Source organism: Opitutaceae bacterium TAV5 (genome assembly GCA_000242935.3).
Taxonomy (GTDB): Bacteria; Verrucomicrobiota; Verrucomicrobiia; order Opitutales; family Opitutaceae; genus Geminisphaera.
The window spans coordinates 6,898,758-6,916,773 of sequence record CP007053.1; the positions used below are offsets into that span (position 1 = coordinate 6,898,758).

The 18,016-nt window shown below is 64.1% G+C and carries 19 protein-coding genes; 11 read left to right on the forward strand and 8 right to left on the reverse strand.

Annotated elements, in window-relative coordinates; all coding sequences use genetic code 11:
- Positions 1-185: 185 nt before the first annotated feature.
- Entirely contained in the window at positions 186-1,208 is a 1,023-nt protein-coding gene (locus OPIT5_29060; GenBank protein ID AHF93646.1) for an aldo/keto reductase, read from the forward strand.
- 90 nt (positions 1,209-1,298) lie between these two features.
- Here OPIT5_29060 and OPIT5_29065 read toward each other — a convergent pair whose 3' ends face one another.
- Complete coding sequence (locus OPIT5_29065) at positions 1,299-1,757, reverse strand: GCN5 family acetyltransferase (protein AHF93647.1); 459 nt, start codon at positions 1,755-1,757, stop codon at positions 1,299-1,301.
- A gap of 330 nt (positions 1,758-2,087) precedes the next feature.
- Here OPIT5_29065 and OPIT5_29070 point away from each other — a divergent pair, with 330 nt between their 5' ends.
- Both OPIT5_29070 and OPIT5_29075 read left to right on the forward strand, forming a co-directional pair.
- A complete protein-coding gene (locus OPIT5_29070) occupies positions 2,088-3,047 on the forward strand; it encodes an AraC family transcriptional regulator (GenBank protein AHF93648.1) in 960 nt (319 codons plus the stop codon).
- A 192-nt stretch (positions 3,048-3,239) separates the two neighbouring features.
- A complete protein-coding gene (locus OPIT5_29075; GenBank protein ID AHF93649.1) occupies positions 3,240-3,734 on the forward strand; it encodes a carboxymuconolactone decarboxylase in 495 nt (164 codons plus the stop codon).
- Between the two features lie 52 nt (positions 3,735-3,786).
- On the opposite strand, the gene OPIT5_29080 is transcribed toward OPIT5_29075, so the two are convergent.
- From OPIT5_29080 to OPIT5_29095, 4 genes are all read right to left on the reverse strand, one after another.
- A complete protein-coding gene (locus OPIT5_29080) occupies positions 3,787-4,794 on the reverse strand; it encodes an AraC family transcriptional regulator (protein ID AHF93650.1) in 1,008 nt (335 codons plus the stop codon).
- Positions 4,795-4,826: 32 nt separating this feature from the next.
- The gene (locus OPIT5_29085) at positions 4,827-5,690 is read right to left on the reverse strand and encodes an oxidoreductase (GenBank protein ID AHF93651.1); all 864 of its coding nucleotides are present in this window, start codon (positions 5,688-5,690) and stop codon (positions 4,827-4,829) included.
- A 275-nt stretch (positions 5,691-5,965) separates the two neighbouring features.
- Entirely contained in the window at positions 5,966-6,346 is a 381-nt protein-coding gene (locus OPIT5_29090; protein AHF93652.1) for a hypothetical protein, read from the reverse strand.
- A gap of 147 nt (positions 6,347-6,493) precedes the next feature.
- A complete protein-coding gene (locus OPIT5_29095; protein ID AHF93653.1) occupies positions 6,494-6,895 on the reverse strand; it encodes a hypothetical protein in 402 nt (133 codons plus the stop codon).
- Between the two features lie 36 nt (positions 6,896-6,931).
- Between OPIT5_29095 and OPIT5_29100 the strand changes: the two genes are divergently transcribed.
- Positions 6,932-7,075, forward strand: coding sequence for a hypothetical protein (locus tag OPIT5_29100; protein ID AHF94870.1), 144 nt, complete (start codon positions 6,932-6,934; stop codon positions 7,073-7,075).
- Between the two features lie 22 nt (positions 7,076-7,097).
- Here the strand turns inward: OPIT5_29100 and OPIT5_29105 are convergent, their stop codons facing one another.
- The gene (locus OPIT5_29105) at positions 7,098-8,282 is read right to left on the reverse strand and encodes a beta-lactamase (GenBank protein AHF93654.1); all 1,185 of its coding nucleotides are present in this window, start codon (positions 8,280-8,282) and stop codon (positions 7,098-7,100) included.
- A 281-nt stretch (positions 8,283-8,563) separates the two neighbouring features.
- Between OPIT5_29105 and OPIT5_29110 the strand changes: the two genes are divergently transcribed.
- The 3 genes from OPIT5_29110 (at position 8,564) to OPIT5_29120 (ending at position 10,833) form a co-directional block, all read left to right on the forward strand.
- Positions 8,564-9,460, forward strand: a complete 897-nt coding sequence (locus tag OPIT5_29110; protein AHF93655.1) for a short-chain dehydrogenase — start codon at positions 8,564-8,566, stop codon at positions 9,458-9,460.
- A gap of 50 nt (positions 9,461-9,510) precedes the next feature.
- Positions 9,511-10,125, forward strand: a complete 615-nt coding sequence (locus OPIT5_29115) for a TetR family transcriptional regulator (protein ID AHF93656.1) — start codon at positions 9,511-9,513, stop codon at positions 10,123-10,125.
- Positions 10,126-10,449: 324 nt separating this feature from the next.
- On the forward strand, positions 10,450-10,833 hold the full coding sequence (locus OPIT5_29120; GenBank protein AHF93657.1) for an RNHCP domain protein: 384 nt from the start codon (positions 10,450-10,452) through the stop codon (positions 10,831-10,833).
- Between the two features lie 177 nt (positions 10,834-11,010).
- Here the strand turns inward: OPIT5_29120 and OPIT5_29125 are convergent, their stop codons facing one another.
- Positions 11,011-11,931 (reverse strand): LysR family transcriptional regulator, encoded by a 921-nt coding sequence (locus OPIT5_29125; protein AHF93658.1) that lies wholly within the window; start codon positions 11,929-11,931, stop codon positions 11,011-11,013.
- Positions 11,932-12,005: 74 nt separating this feature from the next.
- Between OPIT5_29125 and OPIT5_29130 the strand changes: the two genes are divergently transcribed.
- Positions 12,006-12,815, forward strand: a complete 810-nt coding sequence (locus OPIT5_29130; protein ID AHF93659.1) for a 3-ketoacyl-ACP reductase — start codon at positions 12,006-12,008, stop codon at positions 12,813-12,815.
- Positions 12,816-12,868: 53 nt separating this feature from the next.
- Complete coding sequence (locus tag OPIT5_29135) at positions 12,869-14,683, forward strand: malate dehydrogenase (protein AHF93660.1); 1,815 nt, start codon at positions 12,869-12,871, stop codon at positions 14,681-14,683.
- Between the two features lie 281 nt (positions 14,684-14,964).
- Here OPIT5_29135 and OPIT5_29140 read toward each other — a convergent pair whose 3' ends face one another.
- Positions 14,965-15,684, reverse strand: a complete 720-nt coding sequence (locus OPIT5_29140) for a hypothetical protein (protein AHF93661.1) — start codon at positions 15,682-15,684, stop codon at positions 14,965-14,967.
- Positions 15,685-16,023: 339 nt separating this feature from the next.
- Between OPIT5_29140 and OPIT5_29145 the strand changes: the two genes are divergently transcribed.
- Complete coding sequence (locus OPIT5_29145) at positions 16,024-16,971, forward strand: ABC transporter permease (GenBank protein AHF93662.1); 948 nt, start codon at positions 16,024-16,026, stop codon at positions 16,969-16,971.
- On the forward strand, positions 16,968-17,963 hold the full coding sequence (locus OPIT5_29150) for an ABC transporter permease (GenBank protein ID AHF93663.1): 996 nt from the start codon (positions 16,968-16,970) through the stop codon (positions 17,961-17,963). The genes OPIT5_29145 and OPIT5_29150 overlap by 4 nt, the downstream gene beginning before the upstream one ends.
- Positions 17,964-18,016 lie beyond the last annotated feature (53 nt).

Genomic DNA, 18,016 nt, shown 5'->3' on the forward strand with positions numbered 1-18,016 from the left:
GAAGGCAACAAAGAGAACGAAGAGCAACTGAGGGAGCCACCGGCCAAACATAACTAATCCTTCGTTCGCATCTTCGTTTCCTTCGTTCTCTTCTGTTCAAAATCATTAACCCTTCAGATTACCCCTTATCGTCCGGACTCCTGTTCACTGATATATTCCGTCCACATCCCCACCCGTAATCCACCATGAAATACAAACCACTCGGCAACACCGGCCTTCTCGTCTCGGAAATCTGCCTCGGCACCATGACCTTCGGCGGACGCGGCTTCTGGACCGCTATCGGCACCCTTGACCAGTCGGTCGCGGACGGCATCGTCGCCCGTGCGCTCGACTCCGGTATCAACTTCATCGACACGGCCAACGTTTATTCGGAGGGCCTTTCCGAGGAAATCACCGGCCGCGCCATCAAAAACTCCGGACGCAAGCGCTCCGATGTCGTCCTCGCCACCAAGGCCTTCGGCCAGGTCGGCCCCGGTCCCAACGATCGCGGCGCCTCCCGCGGCCACCTCATGGATGCAGTCAAGGCCAGTCTGAAACGCCTCGGCACCGACTACATCGACCTCTACCAGATTCACGGCCTCGACACGCTCACGCCCATTGAGGAAACCGTGCGCGCGCTCGACGACCTCGTCCGCCAGGGCCACGTGCGCTACGTCGGCGTTTCCAACTGGTCCGCCTGGACGATCATGAAGGCGCTCGGCATCGCCGACCGTCACGGCTGGATGCGCCTCGCCACGCTCCAGGCCTACTACACCATCGCCGGCCGCGACCTGGAACGCGAAATCGTCTCGCTGCTCGAAGCCGAAAAACTCGGCCTGATGGTCTGGAGTCCGCTCGCCGGCGGCCTGCTCTCGGGCAAGTTCGACCGCGACGGCAACGGCCCCGCCGGCTCCCGCCGTGCGTCTTTCGATTTCCCGCCGGTCAACAAGGACCGCGCCTTCGCCTGCATCGACGTCATGCGCGGCATCGCCGATGCCCGTGGCGTGTCGGTGGCGCGCATCGCGCTCGCGTGGGTGTTGCACCAGCGCTTCGTCATGTCGGTCATCATCGGCGCGAAAAACATCGAACAACTCGACGACAACATCGCCGCGACCGAAATCGAACTCACCGACGAGGAGTTGAAGCAGCTCGATCAGGTCAGCGCCCTCCCGCCCGAGTATCCCGGCTGGATGCTCGAACGCCAAGGTGCCTACCGCCGGACGAACTGACCGCAAGGCCGGCAGGGGAACTTCCACAAAATGATTTTGGAGGAGTTGGAGTTCCCTTGAAGATGAGGCAGGGACGTTGCCGGAGCTTGGTCAGGCGTCTCTCGTCTTTCTCAAATAAATCAATGTGACTTTGGGGGACAGCACGTGTGTCCTGACGCGACGATAACCCGTTTTTTCATACAATCTCAGATTTGCCTCGCTTCTCGATCCGGTGAATAGCTCACAATAACGCGATGAGGGGAAAAGTGCTTCGCAGGCTTGGAGCAGTGACCTGCCGATTCCCTGCTTTTGATAGCTCGGACTTACGCTCAGGCGTCCCACTTCGCAGATTTCTTCTTTGAGCGTGGCGCGAACAGAACCCACCGGGACGCCATCCATTTCCGCCTTGAGAACAACGCTCCCGGATAATGCTCTTTCAAGATCGGCAAGGGACTCCGTTAAAGGAGGAATCGCATAGTCACCATAAATATCAGCCTCCGCCCGGTAGGCCGCTTTCTGAATTTCGAGAAGCTTCGGCAGATCTTCCGCGTTCGCTTTTGTAATCTTCATATTTGTCTGAGGTCAAATTTACCGGAAATTGGAATATGTCATGAATTTTTCATGACATACTTTTATAGCACACGACCATCTCTGACATGATCAATGTCAACCACTCCGGATTCGCAAAATATTCGCCTGTTTTATGCAATTTATTTGAATAGCTCATGCCGCATTTTGGGTGTGGGGAGGTTGTCTTGCGCATGGTGCGACATTCATCGTCTTCGGTTTGTCCGGAAAATTGTAAACATGGACGGGACCAGGTTGATTTGCCTCAAGCATTGCTCGCCGACACCGGGACATTATGGACTTTCCTGTCCGCAAACCGCAGCGGTCCTGCCCATGAAAATTCCCTGCGACTCAAATGCCGGCAAACCACGGCCTTCTTCCACACATCCGGAACTTACTTCCGTCGATGCGCTGGGGCGCTACATCCCGGGAAGGATTTTGTCCGCAAGCACGGTGCCGGCGTGGCGGGAACTGCCCGCGCGCCTCTATTGTCAGCCGCCTGAACAGGCCGCGTTCGCGATGCCCGCCGTCACCGAGCCGCATCTCGTGTGGATCGTATCGGGCAGCGTACTCGTGGAAGAACGCGAACCCGGTGGCACGTGGAGCCGCACCGAGGCGCGTCCCGGCATGTTTTTTCTGACGGTCGCGGGCGGTCCCTACGAATTGCGCTGGCGCGTCCTCGATGGCGGACCGTTCGAGACATTGCAGGTGTTCCTGCCGCTGCCGGTCATCCGGCGGGCGATCGGGGAGACCCGGCGCGAAGAAGAAAACAACCGCGTCCTGCGCGACGCCTCCGGTTTCGCCGATCCCTCGCTCGATGCCTTGCTCCGGGTAGTGCGCTCCGAACTGGAACTGGGCCGCAACGGTCGCGAGACCGTCGTGGCGAGCCTCGCCCATGTGATCGCAGTGCAGGTGGTGCGCCGCTTCGCCGTGACCGGAGCCGTCTCGCGGCCGCCTGCCGGCGGCAGCGGCCTGCCCGGCTTCAAGCTGCGCCGCTGCCTCGATCTCATGGCCGCCGATCTCGCACGGCCTCTTGATCTGCGAACCCTCGCCGCGCACGCGGGCATGAGCGGATGCCACTTCAGCCGGCTCTTCAAGCGGGCGACAGGCATGTCGCCGAGCCGTCACCTGCTCGATCTGCGCATGGAACACGCGCGGCGGTTGCTTCGCGAGACCACCCGCTCCGTCATCCGGATCGGCATGGACTCGGGCTACTCCAACCCGAGTCATTTCTCCCAAATCTTCCGGCGCGAGACCGGCTGCGCGCCCCGCGACTACCGCCGCCAGCGGTAGCTGCCCGCACGTAGGGGCTTCGCTTGCGACGCCCGCGCATGCAGGACGGGGCATCAAACGGCATGCGGCGGGCTTCGCAAGCGAAGCCCCTGCATGTGGCACGGGCATCCTCCCCTCACTTTTGCGCAAGATTCCCACAGTCCGGTCGAAACCCCAAAAGACACGTCGCGCCCTCCGTGGCATCCTTTGCCCATGGATACAAAAATCTCCCGCAAACGTTTCGTCGGGCTCGCCGCGGTCGCCGCCGGCTCGACCCTGATCCCGGGCACCGCCACCGCGGCTCCTGTCCCTGCCGCCAATGACTCCGACCGTTTCACGCGCGGCTGGGAAAAACTGAAGGAAATCGACGGCGAAGCCGGCCAGCGTGTCATCGACGCGCTGCGCGCGGTCGCGCCCGATCTTGCCCGCTACACCATCGAGTTTCCCTTCGGCGACATCTACAGCCGTCCGGGACTGACGCTGAAGGAGCGCGAGATCGCCACCGTCGCGGCGCTGGCCGCGCTCGGCCATGCGCAGCCGCAGCTCAAGGTGCATCTTCATGCCGCGCTGAATGTCGGCTGCACCCGCGAGGAACTGGTCGAGATCATCATCCAGATGGCGGTTTACGCCGGTTTTCCCGCGGCCCTGAACGCCGCCTTCGCCGCCGAGGAAGTTTTCCGCACGCACGAACCGGCAGCAAAATCGTGAACGGAACCGGAATCCGAACCGGCCGACAGCCCCAGGCGTATCCGTCCGGGCATCATGCCGCCCCGGCCACGGTCTGCCGTCGCCGCCACTCGCCGGGCGTCACGCCTTCCCATTCGCGGAAGGCACGGTAAAACGAATTCGGATCCTCGAAGCCGAGCAGGCATGCCGTCTCCGTCAGCGTCATCGCCGGTTCACGCAGATACCGGTGCGCGAGCTCCCGGCGCGCGTCGGCCAGCAGTTGCCGGAAATTCGAACCCTCCTCCGCGATGCGGCGCTGGAGCGTGCGCGGGCTCACCGCCAGTTCCTTCGCCACCTCGCCGATCTGCGGCAGGCGGGCGCCGACCAGCCGTTGCATCACCCACTTCGCCTGACCCGCCAGCGTCGAGGTCGCCTTGCGCCGCGCCAGTTCCCGGTCGAGCGACGGACTCAGCATTTCCAGCAACTCCGCATTGTAGGTGACGAACGGCAGATCGAGATCGGAAAGCCGGAAGACGATGACACTGCGCCGCGCCCGGAAATGCACGCGACAGCCGAAGTATGCCTCGAACCGCTCCACCGCCGTCGGCGGGCGGGCCAGTTCCACGCGCAACGGATTCAGCGGACGCCGGGTGCCGCGCCGGCCCAGTTCCACCGTGCCGGCAAACGCCGCGTCGATCAACCGGGGAGGCACCGGCTCCGTCGTCTGTAACCAGGAAAACCCGACACGGCATTCCCCGTTGCCTTCGGCCAGCCCCAGTTCCTCCGCGCAACAAAGATACTTGTAGCGGGCGAATCGCTGCAACGCATCACGAAATGTCCGCGCATGCTGCGCCGCGATGCAGGCCGGATGATGTTGCTCCAGCGGAACCCGGCGGGCCAGTTCGATGCCGGTCAGCGGATCGTCGCTCACCGTTTCCAGCGCCCGCCAGAAGGCGAACATCTGCTCCGTGGTCAACTGCACCCCGGACTCGCCGCCCACCGCAAGCGGCAACCCGGCCGCGCGCAGCACCCGGACGGCATCGACGCCCAGCTCGCGCAACGTGGGCCGGATGTCGGGAAAACGAAAAGTGGGTGTGCTCATGCGAAAACGAACAGAATGGAATCAACTCGAACTCAAGCCAGCGACTTGACCTCCTCCGACAGTACCGATCCGGGATAATCCGTCGAGCGCGTGAATGAGGACCAGCGCTCCAGCTCCGCCAGCGATTGCTCGTAGCTGTTGCGCAGGAAAAGCAGCGCATCGCTGCCAAGCGGCAGGCGCAGCGGCGGCTCCTCCATTTCGGCGACCTGAAGGAGAACTTCCGCGGCCTTGCGCGGATCGCCCGGCTCGTTGCCCGTGAAGTTGGCGAGCAGCGTCCGCATCTGCCCGACAGTGGGGTTGTACGCCTCGATCGGCTCGGCAAACGCCATCGACGCCCCCGCCCAGTCGGTCCGGAAACCGCCCGGCTCGACGATGGTCAGCCTGAGGCCGAGCGGTTTGATTTCTTTCGCGAGGGCCTCGCTGAACCCCTCCACCGCGAACTTGGCCGCGTGATAGCCCGAGAAGCCGGCGGTGGCGAGCCGTCCGCCGATGGACGTGATCTGGAAAATATGCCCCGCACCCTGGCGGCGCAGGTGCGGCAATGCGGCCCGGGTCACGTTCACCGTGCCCCGGAAGTTGGTGTCGATCTGCCGCCGGAAATCCTCCGGGGTCATCTCCTCGAAGGCGCCGATGAAACCGAAGCCGGCGTTGTTGATGAGCACGTCGATGCGCCCGAAGGCGTCGAGCGCCGCCGCGACCGCCTGCGACGACTCTTCCGGAGAATTGACGTCGAGCCTCACGGCGCGGAAACGGTCGCCATGCGCGGCGGCGAGATCGGAAAGCTGCCCGGGATCGCGGGCGGTGGCGACGACGCGGTGGCCCGCGGCGAGAATGACTTCAGCGAAAGCGCGACCGAGGCCGCGCGAACTGCCGGTGATGAACCAGATTTTGGACATGGCGAATAATGGATGAGTTTGTCCGGAACGCGATTCGTCGCGTCCCGTAATGTCTTCACTTTACTCGCCCGGTGCCGCCAGCGCACTGGCCGCATCTGCCAATCGACTCGCAAACCGCGCCAACTCTTTTCGGGAAAAAATGCACGACGAGCGGATGCAACGACCCAACCAGTTGAGGCAGGTTCATCGTCCAGAAAGACGGGCAGCAAAGGCAACCTGCTGCCCGTCTCCCTCTGTCCTGCATCCGGAGCATGCACATAACGGGCTCCGGAAATTCAGTGATGATGTGCGTCGTGGCCACCGGCGCTCTGCGCCTTGGCGGCAGCGGCTTCATCAATCTGCTTCAGGTATTTGTCCGGATCTTTCCGGAAATCCCGGATACAGCTTTTGCAACAAAGGCGCACCAGGCGGTCAGGTTTTCCCTTTTCCTTGTGGATGTAGTCGATGGGTTCGCCCATATCGCCGCCCTCCAGCTTGTCACCGGAGACAACGCAGGTCTCCAGCGGATAGTCGGCCCGGGAGACGGTCGCCGAACCCTGACCGGCGGACGGGGTTCCGGTTTTTCCATGGTCTTCGCCGTTGTGGGCGAAAAGCGCGCCTGCCGGGAGGCCGGCAGCGAACAGGGAAATGAAAGCAAATTTCAACAGTTTGTTCATAGTGGATGAAGGCACGTCCGGTAATATGCCACGGCCACGCCAAACCCTTGTGACCGGAAGCATTTTTTTCAAAAAAAACCGCAAGATCAAAGGAGTGGACGCGGCGGCCTTTAACGTCGTCGCATCCCTTCCGGCCTCTATCCGGCATTACCCTTTGTCGCAGGACGCATCACAGGTGTGAGTGGTTGCCACCTTCACGGAGCGGAGGGCGCCTTTGCCGTTGGGCAGGCCGGGCCTCATCACCGTGGTGGTGGCGCAGGATTCACAGACCTGCCAGGAACCGACCGTGACACGTTGCAGCGCGCCCTTGCCATTGGGCAACGTCGGCCGGAGTTCCGTAAGGGTTTCCGTCCGGGCGGTGGCGCATACCTTGTCGGCTGAAGCCGGAGCGTTGGTCTGCGACGCGTAGCGGGTCGCTCCGCCCTGTTCCGTCCGCCGCCAGTAATCGGGACCGGGGCCGGCATTCGCTCCGGAAAGAGCGACCGTAACGAACAAAGCCAGAAGCAGGCTTCGTCCGGGAAATTTTGATACCTTGTTTGATGTATTCATGGGATTTCGGAATGTTGTCGGAATGCGGCGCGTTGAATGCGCTCGCACAGAATGAAACGCCGCGGCCTCCCCAAACCCTCGCAAAAGATTTTTTCCGCCGGCGTCCCTCCCCGGCTGTTCCGGCCGCCATCCCGGCCATGCGAGTGGCGCAAATATCACCTCGCGCCGTCTACCACCTGAATCCGAAAAACAACTACGACCTTCACTCGGAAAGAGCCAGCGCCCCGGGAGTCGGCTTCGGATCGACGTTTTCCCACCACGGAGAAAACGCATGCGCGTCGTCCCGCAGGTCCACGATCTCACCGATAATCGGGGTGAGCAAAACCGGCGCGGTTCCGTCGGCGTCATTCGCGGCGGCGGCGGTGATTCGCCGCAGCGGCTCGTTCCAGGCATGGTTGGAAATGCTGAACTTGGCGGAATGCACCGGCAACAGCCGCTTCGCGTTCAGTTCCCGCGCTGCCTGCCAGACCTCCTCCGGCATCATATGAATGCTCTTCCAGCTCGGATCGTACTGGCCGTTTTCCAGAATCGCCAGATCGAGCGGACCGAATTTTTGCCCGATCTCCGCGAAATGCGCGCCGTATCCGCTGTCACCGCCGACATAGAAGCTGAACGTCGGCGTCCGCACCAGAAACGAAGCCCACAGCGACCGGTTGCCGAAAAATCCCCGTCCGGAAAAATGGCGTGCCGGCAGACACTGCACGCTCACCCCGGTCTCCGGCGCGCAGTTCTCGCCCCAGTCCATCTCGATGATCCGGCCGCGCTCGAAACCCCAGTATTCGAGGTGCTCCCCGACGCCGAGGCCGCAGACGATCTTGCCGACCTTCGGCCTGAGTTTCAGCACCGTCTCGTAGTCCAGGTGATCCCAGTGATCGTGCGTGATGAAAAGGTAGTCGATCGCCGGCAGGTCGTCCACGGTGTAGGCGTCGGCGCCCGTGAAGGCCCGGGTGGTGAAGGTGACCGGCGAGGCCGCGCCGCTGAACACGGGATCGACCAGAATTTTCTTTCCGCCAGTCTGGAGAAAATACGAGGAGTGCCCGAACCACACCAGGACATCCTGCGCCGCGTCCAGGTTCGCCAGATCCCGCTTCACGGACGGCACGGGATTGGCCGGACGGCGCACCCGCTTGTCGCCGAACAAAAACTCCCGGTAGAGCGCAAAATAGCTCACGCCCTCCGTGAGGATCGAGGTGCGGACGAGGTTCTGAAACCGGCCGTCGCGGTAATGCGGCGACTTCCGGATTTTCTCCAGCCGCTCGCCTCGCGGCAATCTCCCGAATTTGGGCTGCTGCACATAGATGACCACCGTGAACATGAGGATGCCGGTGAGAATAAATCCGCTGATAATCATTCGCCTGAGAATTCGTTTCGTTTTGCCCGTTTTCATGGTGCCCCGTCGTGTGCCGATGCCCGAACCTGACCCCGGGGAAGCGCCTGCGCTCCCCGGTTTTGGTCCCGGCAGACATTACCTTAATCATTCCATGACGCCAGAACACTGGCAACATCCGCCAATCGACTTGCAAATCGCGCCAGGCAGGACCGCGGACGAAATCGGGCACCGGCTCCGGGCCATTGAGCCCTTTCCCCAGTCCCTTCCCTTTCGTTCCTCCGGCAAAATTGAACATCCGCAGAGATTTCACTTGATAAACTGAACGTTTGGTTCATTAAATGATCCCTGTCTTCTCCGTCTATTTCCGACTCGGGAGCACCGGTATTCGAAAAACCACTATGAAAACAAAAACCTGGTTCATCACCGGCACATCCAGAGGCTTTGGCCTCGAACTGGTTCGTGCCGCCCTGCAACGCGGCGATTCGGTCGTCGCCACTTCCCGCCAGCCTGCCGCCGTCGCCGCCGCGTTTCCCGAGGCGGGCGACCGCCTGCTGGCGATTTCGCTCGACCTGCATTCGCCGGCCGCGGTCGAGGCTGCTGTCGCCTCGGCGCTCGCCCGCTTCGGGCGGATCGATGTGCTCGTCAACAACGCCGGGCACGGTCTGCTCGGCGCCGTCGAGGAAGTTTCCGACTCCGAGGCCGCGTCCGTTTTCGGGATCAACGTTTTCGGCCTGCACCGCCTCACTCGCGCCGTCTTGCCGTCGATGCGTGCGCAAAAGAGCGGCCACATCGTCAACCTGTCCTCGATCGCCGGCCTCACCGCCGGGCCCGGCTGGGGTGTGTACAGCGCGACCAAATTCGCGGTCGAAGGCCTGTCCGAAGCGCTCGCCCAGGAGGTCGCGCCGCTGGGCATCCGGGTCACCCTGATCGAACCCGGCCCTTTTCGCACCGAATTCCTCGGCGACTCCCTCGCCCGGACCGCCCGCACGATCGACGACTACGCATCCACGGCGGGCGGCACCCGCGCATGGAGCCTGGCCAATGACGGTGTCCAGAAAGGAGATCCCGTGCGCGCCGTCGAGGCGATCGTCCGCGTGGTCACGAGCGAACATCCGCCGCTGCGCCTGCTGCTCGGTGCCAGTGCCTGGGAGCGCGCTCACCGGAAAGTCGACACGATGCTCCGCGAATTCGCCGAGTGGCGCGACGTCTCGCTCGGCGCCGATTTCCCGGAATGAAAACAAAACCCCGGTTGCGCGCCGGCCCGGCGGCCGCTTCCCTTCCCGCCATGCCCGCACCCGAACCCGCCCCCCCGTCGTCCCTGCCCAAACGCCGCGGCCGCCAGCGCAGCCTCGCCGCCGAAAAGGCCATCCTCACGGCGGCGATCAGGCTGCTCGAAAAAAAGCCGCTCCGCGACGTCACGGCGGAGGCCATCGCCGCGCGCGCCGGCGTGAGCAAGGCCACCCTCTACAAGTGGTGGCCGAGCAAGGCGCACGTGGCGCTCGCGGCCTTCCTCTCCCGCATGCAAACGAACGTGGCCATCCCCGACACGGGTTCGGTGGAGCGGGATTTCACCGAACAGCTCAAGTCGGTGATCCGCTTCTACACCAGCCCGGCCGGCCGGTTGTTCCGCCAGTTCATCGCCGAGGGGCAGAGTGATCCCGCTTTTCTGGAGCAGTTCCACCGGCAGTTCCTGAAATCCCGGCGCGATACCGTCCGGGTCATGTGGCAGCGCGGCGTCGCCCGCGGCGAAGTGCCCGGCAACCTCGACGAAGAGATCGTTCTCGATCTGATCTACGGACCGATGATCTACCGGCTCGTCGCCGGCCACGCTCCCCTGAACGACGCGATCGCCGGGACCATGATCGCCACCGCATTCGGCGGGCTGAAAAAACGGAAGTAACCGGATAACCACTACGGCGGCGTTTGTCCGCATCCGCCGTTTCCAGTCGGTGCTCTCCGACAGCGCACATCAAAAATTCCCGAGGCCGTCTTGACTGGCCGGAGCGGCTCCGGCAGGGTGCCAGGTGGATGTCACAATCTGATTCGGTATAAATCACACATCGACCGGACCCGCCGGATTTCAAGGCGGGGCCTTTTTGTGCCCCGGCAGCCCGGTTTCCGCCAGCCCGTGGTGTGCGGTTGATGTGTGCAGAGTGCGGTCCCGGAACGCACATGTGCGTCGTGTCCGGGTTGTCCCTGGTGCCGGGGCGTTTTCCGCATCCCGATGTCCCATCCTTCCGATTTTTCCGATCAATCGCATCCTGCAATTCACGGGCGCCGTTCGTCACGTCCGGCGGCCTGGTTGAAATGCCGCCATTGTGGCGGTGAGTTTTCGCTCGACGCTCCCGGCACGCGCCATCGCAACCACTGTCCGTGGTGCCTCTGGAGCCTGCATCTCGACAATTCGCCAGGCGATCGCCAGGCCGACTGTGGCGGCGGCATGGAGCCGATCGCCGTCAGTGCGCGTCCCGACGGCGAGTGGCTGATCGTGCACCAGTGCAAAAGCTGCTTTGCGGTGCACGTCAACCGCATCGCCGGCGACGACAGCGAACGCGAGTTGCTCGGGCTGGCGGTCCGCCCCCTGCGTCTGGCGCCGTTTCCGATCTGAGGCGGGCCAGCCTGCCCCGGTTCGGGCACTGCCGGACCCGGCGCGGGACGGGGGAGCAAAACCCCCGAAGCGCGCCGGGAGTCGCCGCCCGGTCATATTTCTTCAATACGCACAAATACCGCCCACGTCACCCTTATCCGGCGCCGGCGCGCAAGCGTGATGCCGGATGCCGGCCGTTCACGTGTTCACATGCATCTCCGTCGTCAGGTACGTGACCGCAAAATCCGTGAACGCCCGCACGCGCGCCGGCAGCTTGCGTAGTCCCGGATAAATGACATGGACCGGAAAGGCCGGCGCGTTCCATTGCGGCAGCACGCGCACGAGCCGCCCGGCAACGAGGTCCTCCCGCGCCAGCCAGTCCGCCAGCACCGCCACGCCGAGACCCGCCCGCGCCGCTTCGCGCAAGCTGGTCACCCCTTCAGACACCAGCACCGGCGCGATGCGGAGCGTCTGCTCCGCGTGTTTCGGCGCGGAAAGGGTCACCTGGTCCGCTCCGCCAAACTGCGCGCCGCCCAGCGCCAGCCAAGGCCACGTCCCGAGGTCCGCCGGCGCCTTCGGCGCAGGGTGTTTCTCGACCAGGCCGGGCGCGGCCACGAGGTAACGCACCACCTTGCCCGCCGGCCGCGCCTCCACGCTGTCGTCGGTGATGCTGCCCACGATCACGCCGGCGTCGTAGCCGTCCTGGATCATGTGCAGCGGGCGGTTCGTATAACCCAGCTCCGCCGTGACGCCGGGATTCGCCAGCAAAAAACGGGTGATGAGCCGGGTGCCCGTAAATTGCCCGAAATCGATCGTCGCAAACAGCCGCAGGTGCCCGCGCAGCGCGGCCTGATCCTCGTGCAACCGCTGCGCGGCCTCGTCGGCCAGCGCCAGCATCGCCTGCGCATCCGCCAGCAGCCGGCTGCCGGCTTCCGTCAGGCTCATGCGGTGCGTGTCGCGCCGGAGCAGCGCCGCGCCGCAACGTTCCTCCAGCGTGCGCAGGTGACGGCTGAGCGAGGGTTGCGGGATCTTCAGCGTGCGCGCGGCGGCGGAAATGCTGCCGCTTTCCACAATGCGCACGAAAGCGCGGAGCAGCGACAGGTCTTCGAACGGCGTCATTCACTTTCCGAATAAGCGCCAGCCAGACCCGATGGCTACCAGAAAAACCGCCGCGGGTGCATAATGACGGCCTCATGAAAAACACCGACTCATCCGCTGCCACTCAACCAACCCCCTCGTCTGCGTCGCAGGCGACGTCCGTCGCCTCCGGCGCCCGCGTGGCCATCGTCACCGGCTCCTCGCGCGGCATCGGCGCCGCCATCGCCCGGCGACTCGCCGCCGATGGTCTCGCCGTGATCGTCAACTACGCCGGCCGCGCCGCCGACGCCGAAAAAATCGTCGAGGCCATCCGGGCCGCAGGCGGGCGCGCCCTCGCCGTCCGCGCCGATGTTTCCTCCCCGGCCGAAGCCGGGACGCTCTTCGCCCGGGCCGGGGAGGCGTTCGGCGGCGTCGATGTCGTTGTCAACAACGCCGGCATCATGCAGCCCGGGCTCGTTCCTCTTGCCGATACCGACGACGCGCTCTTCGACCGCCTGTTCGCCATCAATGTGAAAGGCACGTTCAACACCCTGCGCCTCGCCGCGAAGCACCTGCGCGCCGGCGGACGCATCGTGAACTTTTCCACCAGCGTGGTCGGCCTCGCGCCGCCCGGCTATGCGGCCTACGCGGCGACCAAGTCGGCGGTCGAGACGCTGACCCGCATCTTCGCGAAAGAACTCCGCGGACGGAGCATCTCCGTCAACGCCGTCGCGCCCGGCCCGACCGCGACCGATCTGTTCCTCAACGGCAAGACGCCCGAACAGATCGAACACCTCGCCAGGATCGCCCCGCTCGAACGTCTCGGCCAGCCCGAGGATATCGCCGGAGTCGTCTCGTTCCTCGTCGGTCCCGACGGCGGCTGGGTCAACGGCCAGACTCTTCGCGCCAACGGCGGCATGGTCTGAGCGAGGGCCGCACCGCATCCCGCGTTCACCTTTCACCTCCGTTCCTCTCCGTCATGAAATCCATCATTCTTGTCACCGGCGCCTCCAGCGGCATCGGCAACCTGAGCGCCCGCGCGCTCGCCCGGGCGGGGCACACCGTTTATGCCGGCATGCGCGCGCGATCCCGCCGGCCGCCCCGCCGCCGCTTTCGCCGAAAAAAACCCGTTGCGCTTTTTCGCCATGCTCCTACCACCTGCATGGCAATCATGCCAAAGGTTGCACCGATCATCACACCAGAGTCCATCGTCACCGCGGACACCGGCACGCTCGACAGCGAATATTACCAGCCGGCCGAAGCGTTCTTCCGCTCCAACCAGCCCACCGGACTCACCTTCGACGACGTCTCGCTCGCGACGCTCTATTCGGATATCCTCCCGAAAGATGCGGATACCTCCACCAGCCTTTCCGAGGCGCTCCGGCTCTCCGTCCCGATCATCTCGTCCGACATGGACACCGTCACCGAAGAGCGCATGGCCATCGCCATGGCCCTCAACGGCGGCCTCGGCCTCATCCATTACAACATGCCGGCGCGCGACCAGGTCAAGGCCGTCGCCCGCGTGAAGCGCCACATCCACGGCCTCATCCAGGACCCGATCACCGTCACCCCCTCGCAACACGTCGGCGACGTCCTCGCCCTCATCGAGGCCAAACGCTACGAATTCCGCACCTTCCCGGTCGTCGACACGCAGGGCAAGCTCGTCGGCCTGCTCTCCGGCAGCACCGTCCGCGAACGTTACAAGTCGCGCACCGTCGCCGACGCGATGGTCCCGCGCCACGAGATCCAGACCATCCACGAGCGCCAGCTCCAGCCCGACCCGATCACCGCCGCCGACGCCTTTTTCACGGAAAACATCGGCATCCACAAGATGCTCGTCGTGGACGACGACGACCGCCTCCGCGGCCTCGTCACCTTTTCCGACATCGAAAGCATCCTCCAGGAATCCCGTTCCCGCCGCAAACCCGCCCGCGACCACGCCTTCCGCCTCGTCGTCGGCGCGGCCATCGCGCCCGTCCGCCTGCCCGACGGCTCGCTCGACCGCGACAAGATCATCTCCCACGTCGGCCACCTCGTCGACGAGGCCATCGACGCCGTCGCCGTCTCCACCGCCCACGGCCACACCGCCGGCGTCGGCGACATGGTGAAACTCGTTCGCGACGCCTTCCCCGATCTCACCATCATCGCCGGCAACGTCACCAGCGGTGCCGGCGTGGAATACCTCGCCGGCTGCGGCGCCGATGCCATCAAGGTCGGCCAGGGGCCCGGCTCGATCTGCACCACGCGCGTCGTCGCCGGCGTGGGCATCCCGCAGCTCACCGCCCTCTACGTCGCCGCGCGCGGCGCCGCCGCTGCCGCCGGCCGTGGCAAGAACATAAAAATCATCGCCGACGGCGGCATCACCAAGTCGGGCGATATCGTCAAGGCGCTCACCCTCGCCGACGCCGTCATCCTCGGCGGCCTGCTCGCCGGCTGCCGCGAGGCCCCCGGCGAGATCATCGAGATCAACGGCAAACTCTACAAACAGTACCGCGGCATGGGCTCGGTCAGCGCCATGAAAGCCGGCAGCGCCGCCCGCTACGGGCACGACAAGAACGACACCACGCGCAAGCTCACCGCCGAGGGCATCGAGGCGCTGAAGGAAGTGTCCGGCTCCGTCGACGACGTCCTCGCCACCCTCGTCGGCGGCGTGCAGAGCGGCATGGGTTATCTCGGTTCGAAAGACCTGTCGACGCTCCGGAAAAAGGCGCGCTATATCCGCGTTTCGCCCGCCGGCCTGAAAGAGGCCGCGCCGCACGACGTCGTGGAGATCAAGACGCCCGGCACCGTGTAGCCAATCAATGACGAATGACAAATTACGAATGACAAACTGATGTGACGCGGAGCGTCGTGGCGCGGGCTTCCCGCCCGCTGACGGCGAAGCCGCCGGATCGCGTGGCACGGGCTTCCAGCCCGTGTTCTGCGGGCGTCTCGCCCGCACCTGCTGGAGGTGCCTCTCAACCTTGTTTTCAGGGCGGCGCTCCGCGCCGTCTGCGGGCGGGACGCCCGCGCCACTTCCCCTCCGTCGCGTAACATCAGTGACCAATGATCCGGACGCAGAGCATTCTGCATTCGTCATTTGTCATTCGTCATTCGTAATTGATCCGCCTCCACCACCTCGACGCCGCGCCCGTCTTCCGTGGCCCGCCAGCGGATGTTCCACCCGGCGACCGTCATGCCCCAGGTGCGCCGCCCTCCGGCATCCACCCCCGCGTCGCTGCGCTGGTAAGCCGGCTGCAGATCCAGCCGCAACAGGTGCCGCACCAGTTCCAGGGTCCGGATGCCTTCCGGCCCCGATCCGTGCACCAGCCGCTCCGCGATTGGCGGCGGGATCGACACCGCCTCCGCAGCGCGCACACAGGGCGCTCCCCCGGCCCAGTCCGCCCGGGCCGTCGGCAACGCCTCGCACCATGGCAGGTACGGCTTCACGTCGAGCACGGGCGTGCCGTCCACCGCATCGATCCCGGCCACGCGCAAGGTCAGGGCGGGGGCCGTCTCGATCGCGAGCAGCCGCACCAGACTGAGCCCGAGCGGGTTGGGCCGGTTGGGCGAACGCGAGGCGAACACCCCCACGCGATCGTTGCCGCCAAGCCGCGGAGGCCGCACCGTCGCCGCGCCCGTCCACTCCGCCGACCGGTGAAACCACGTCACCAGCCACACATGGGAAAACGCGTCGAGCCCGCGCACGAAATCCTCGCGGGCGAACTCCGGCAAAAACTCCACCCGCCCTTCCGCCTCCTCGACCAGGCCGCTCTGCCGGGGGACGCCAAACTTGTCGGCAAACGGCGTCCTCAGTCGCGCCACCGGCCTGACTCCGAACGACTGGCCTGACAACACGCTGGCGGTCCCGGGTTTCATGCACCGGAGATGGATCGCCCGGCTCCGCCAGTCGAGCGCGTTGTTGTTCTTTTTCCGCCCTCCCGCCCTCGCCACCGCCACGCACTTGCGCCACCTCCCCGTCCGGCTGCAAACGTTATCAGCACCTCGCCCGGTTTCGGTGCCGGAAACTCCAACATTTCACTTGGCAAGGCCCGCCGCCGCCACAAGAAACACCCCTTTACACTCTCCCTCCCGGTATCCCTCAAGGATGTCCGGGCCACACAACCCGCTTCCGTCTCCAACAACCGGCCAACCATGGCGCTACCCATCAGTCCTCAAAAAGCACTTCGCGAGTGGAAACTCTACCTGTTCATCATTCCCTCGCTGGTTCTCGTCTGCACCTTCTCCTATTTCCCGGCCGCCAGCGCCATCTATCACAGTTTTTTCGAGTGGTCGGGCGGTGACACCAAGCAGCTCATCGGCTTCGACAATTTCCGCCGCGCCTTCGGTGACGACGTGCTCTGGGGGTCCTTCAAGACCGTTTCCATCCTGATCGTTTTCAATCTCTTCAAGATGATCCCGTCGATCCTCATGGCGGTCATGATCCACCGCCTGAAGAGCGACCGCTGGCAATACCTGTACCGCGTCTTTCTCGTCGTGCCGATGATCGTGCCCAGCCTCGTCACGCTCTTCATCTGGAAGTTCTTTCTCGATCCCAATCTCGGCGTCCTCAACAACGTCCTCAACTTCACCGGCATCAAGACGCTCCTCGTCAAGATCGACGGCCTTTTCGGCTGGGGCGTGTTTTTCGACAACGTGCCCATCGGCTGGCTCTCCCAGCCCGAGCTGATCCTCCCCTCGCTCTTCATCTGGGGCTTCCCGTGGATCGGCGCCGTCGGCGTGCTCATCTACCTCGCCGGCCTCCAGAGCATCGGCCAGGAGGTTTACGAAGCCGCCGAACTCGACGGCGTCGGCCCCTTCAAGAAATTCCTCTACATCGAACTGCCCCTCATCCTCACGCAGGTGCGCCTCTCGCTCGTCCTCCTCATCATCGGCACACTCCAGGGCTACGGCCTGCAACTGCTGCTCCTCGGCGAGTCGGGCGGTCCCGGCGGCAAGGGCATGGTGCCCGGACTCTGGATGTACAACCGCGCCTTCATCGCCGGCGAGTTCGGCTACGCCTGCGCCGTCGGCATGATCCTGTTCGTGTTCATCCTGGCCCTGACCTACATCAACAACAAATACGTGAGGGTTGAAAAATGAGCGCCGCCCTGAAAGACGCCGTCGGTTCCCACAAACAGAAGGACTGGCCCAAACACATCGTCATCCTGTTCTTCATCTGCATCGAGCTGTTCCCGCTCTACATGATGATGCAGGTGAGTTTCAAGGATAACACCATCTTCATCCAGAACCCCTGGATTCCCGCCGCTCCCTGGAGCGTCACGGAAACCTTCCGCGGCGCCGATGGCAGCGAGGAACAGAAGACCCGCGTCGCCGCGTGGTCGGAAGTGTTCGGCAGCCTGAAGGCATCGGACCCCGCCGTGGAGCTGGAGAAAAGCACGATGCAGTTCGACGCCTCCGTCTACAAGGTGCGCAACTGGGAATTCGGGCTCAAGCTGATCGGCCCCTACATCGCCAACAGCGTGTTCATTTCCGTTTCCGTCACCTGCATCGCGCTCACCATTGCGATCATGGGGGCGTATTTCTTCGCCCGTTACAAGATGCCGTTCAGCCCCGTGCTCTGGTCGGCCTTCATGGTGCTGATGCTCCTGCCCGGCGTGGCCAACATCGTGCCGCTGTTCAACCTGCTCAAGACGCTCGGCCTCCTCAACACGCTCTGGGCGCTCATCATCGTGGGCATCGCCGGCGCGCAGGTGTTCAACATTTTTGTGCTGCGCAACTTCATCGAAGACCTGCCGAAGGATCTCTTCGAAGCGGCGGAGATCGACGGAGCCACGCATTTCCAGCAGATTCTCAATGTGGTGATTCCCATGTCGGGCCCGATCATCGGCACACTCGGCATCCTCGCCTTCCTCGGCTCGTGGAACGACTTCCTGCTCCCGCTGATCGTCCTGCGCGACAAGGAGATTTTCCCGCTCGGCGTGGGCCTGATCTATCTCGACGGCGAGTATGTGAAACAGTGGGGCCAGATCATGTCGGCCTACTTCATCGCCTCGATCCCCCTGATCGTGATCTTCCTTTTCTGCATGAAGCTCTTCGTCCGCGGCCTTTCCGCCGGCGCCGTCAAGGGCTGAACCCGCCCTCCCCTCCCCCGGTGGCGACCATATGCCCGTCGCTGCGAACTTAC

Excerpts from the sequence above, each read along its gene's own strand:
- OPIT5_29080 (AHF93650.1), bottom strand. The coding sequence starts at position 4,794 with ATGAGCACACCCACTTTTCGTTTTCCCGACATCCGGCCCACGTTGCGC.
- OPIT5_29065 (AHF93647.1), bottom strand. The coding sequence starts at position 1,757 with ATGAAGATTACAAAAGCGAACGCGGAAGATCTGCCGAAGCTTCTCGAA.
- OPIT5_29135 (AHF93660.1), top strand. The coding sequence starts at position 12,869 with ATGAAATCCATCATTCTTGTCACCGGCGCCTCCAGCGGCATCGGCAAC.
- OPIT5_29070 (AHF93648.1), top strand. The coding sequence starts at position 2,088 with ATGAAAATTCCCTGCGACTCAAATGCCGGCAAACCACGGCCTTCTTCC.
- OPIT5_29090 (AHF93652.1), bottom strand. The coding sequence starts at position 6,346 with ATGAACAAACTGTTGAAATTTGCTTTCATTTCCCTGTTCGCTGCCGGC.
- OPIT5_29100 (AHF94870.1), top strand. The coding sequence starts at position 6,932 with ATGCGCTCGCACAGAATGAAACGCCGCGGCCTCCCCAAACCCTCGCAA.
- OPIT5_29120 (AHF93657.1), top strand. The coding sequence starts at position 10,450 with ATGTCCCATCCTTCCGATTTTTCCGATCAATCGCATCCTGCAATTCAC.
- OPIT5_29145 (AHF93662.1), top strand. The coding sequence starts at position 16,024 with ATGGCGCTACCCATCAGTCCTCAAAAAGCACTTCGCGAGTGGAAACTC.
- OPIT5_29115 (AHF93656.1), top strand. The coding sequence starts at position 9,511 with ATGCCCGCACCCGAACCCGCCCCCCCGTCGTCCCTGCCCAAACGCCGC.
- OPIT5_29125 (AHF93658.1), bottom strand. The coding sequence starts at position 11,931 with ATGACGCCGTTCGAAGACCTGTCGCTGCTCCGCGCTTTCGTGCGCATT.
- OPIT5_29095 (AHF93653.1), bottom strand. The coding sequence starts at position 6,895 with ATGAATACATCAAACAAGGTATCAAAATTTCCCGGACGAAGCCTGCTT.
- OPIT5_29130 (AHF93659.1), top strand. The coding sequence starts at position 12,006 with ATGAAAAACACCGACTCATCCGCTGCCACTCAACCAACCCCCTCGTCT.
- OPIT5_29075 (AHF93649.1), top strand. The coding sequence starts at position 3,240 with ATGGATACAAAAATCTCCCGCAAACGTTTCGTCGGGCTCGCCGCGGTC.
- OPIT5_29085 (AHF93651.1), bottom strand. The coding sequence starts at position 5,690 with ATGTCCAAAATCTGGTTCATCACCGGCAGTTCGCGCGGCCTCGGTCGC.
- OPIT5_29110 (AHF93655.1), top strand. The coding sequence starts at position 8,564 with ATGATCCCTGTCTTCTCCGTCTATTTCCGACTCGGGAGCACCGGTATT.
- OPIT5_29150 (AHF93663.1), top strand. The coding sequence starts at position 16,968 with ATGAGCGCCGCCCTGAAAGACGCCGTCGGTTCCCACAAACAGAAGGAC.
- OPIT5_29060 (AHF93646.1), top strand. The coding sequence starts at position 186 with ATGAAATACAAACCACTCGGCAACACCGGCCTTCTCGTCTCGGAAATC.
- OPIT5_29105 (AHF93654.1), bottom strand. The coding sequence starts at position 8,282 with ATGAAAACGGGCAAAACGAAACGAATTCTCAGGCGAATGATTATCAGC.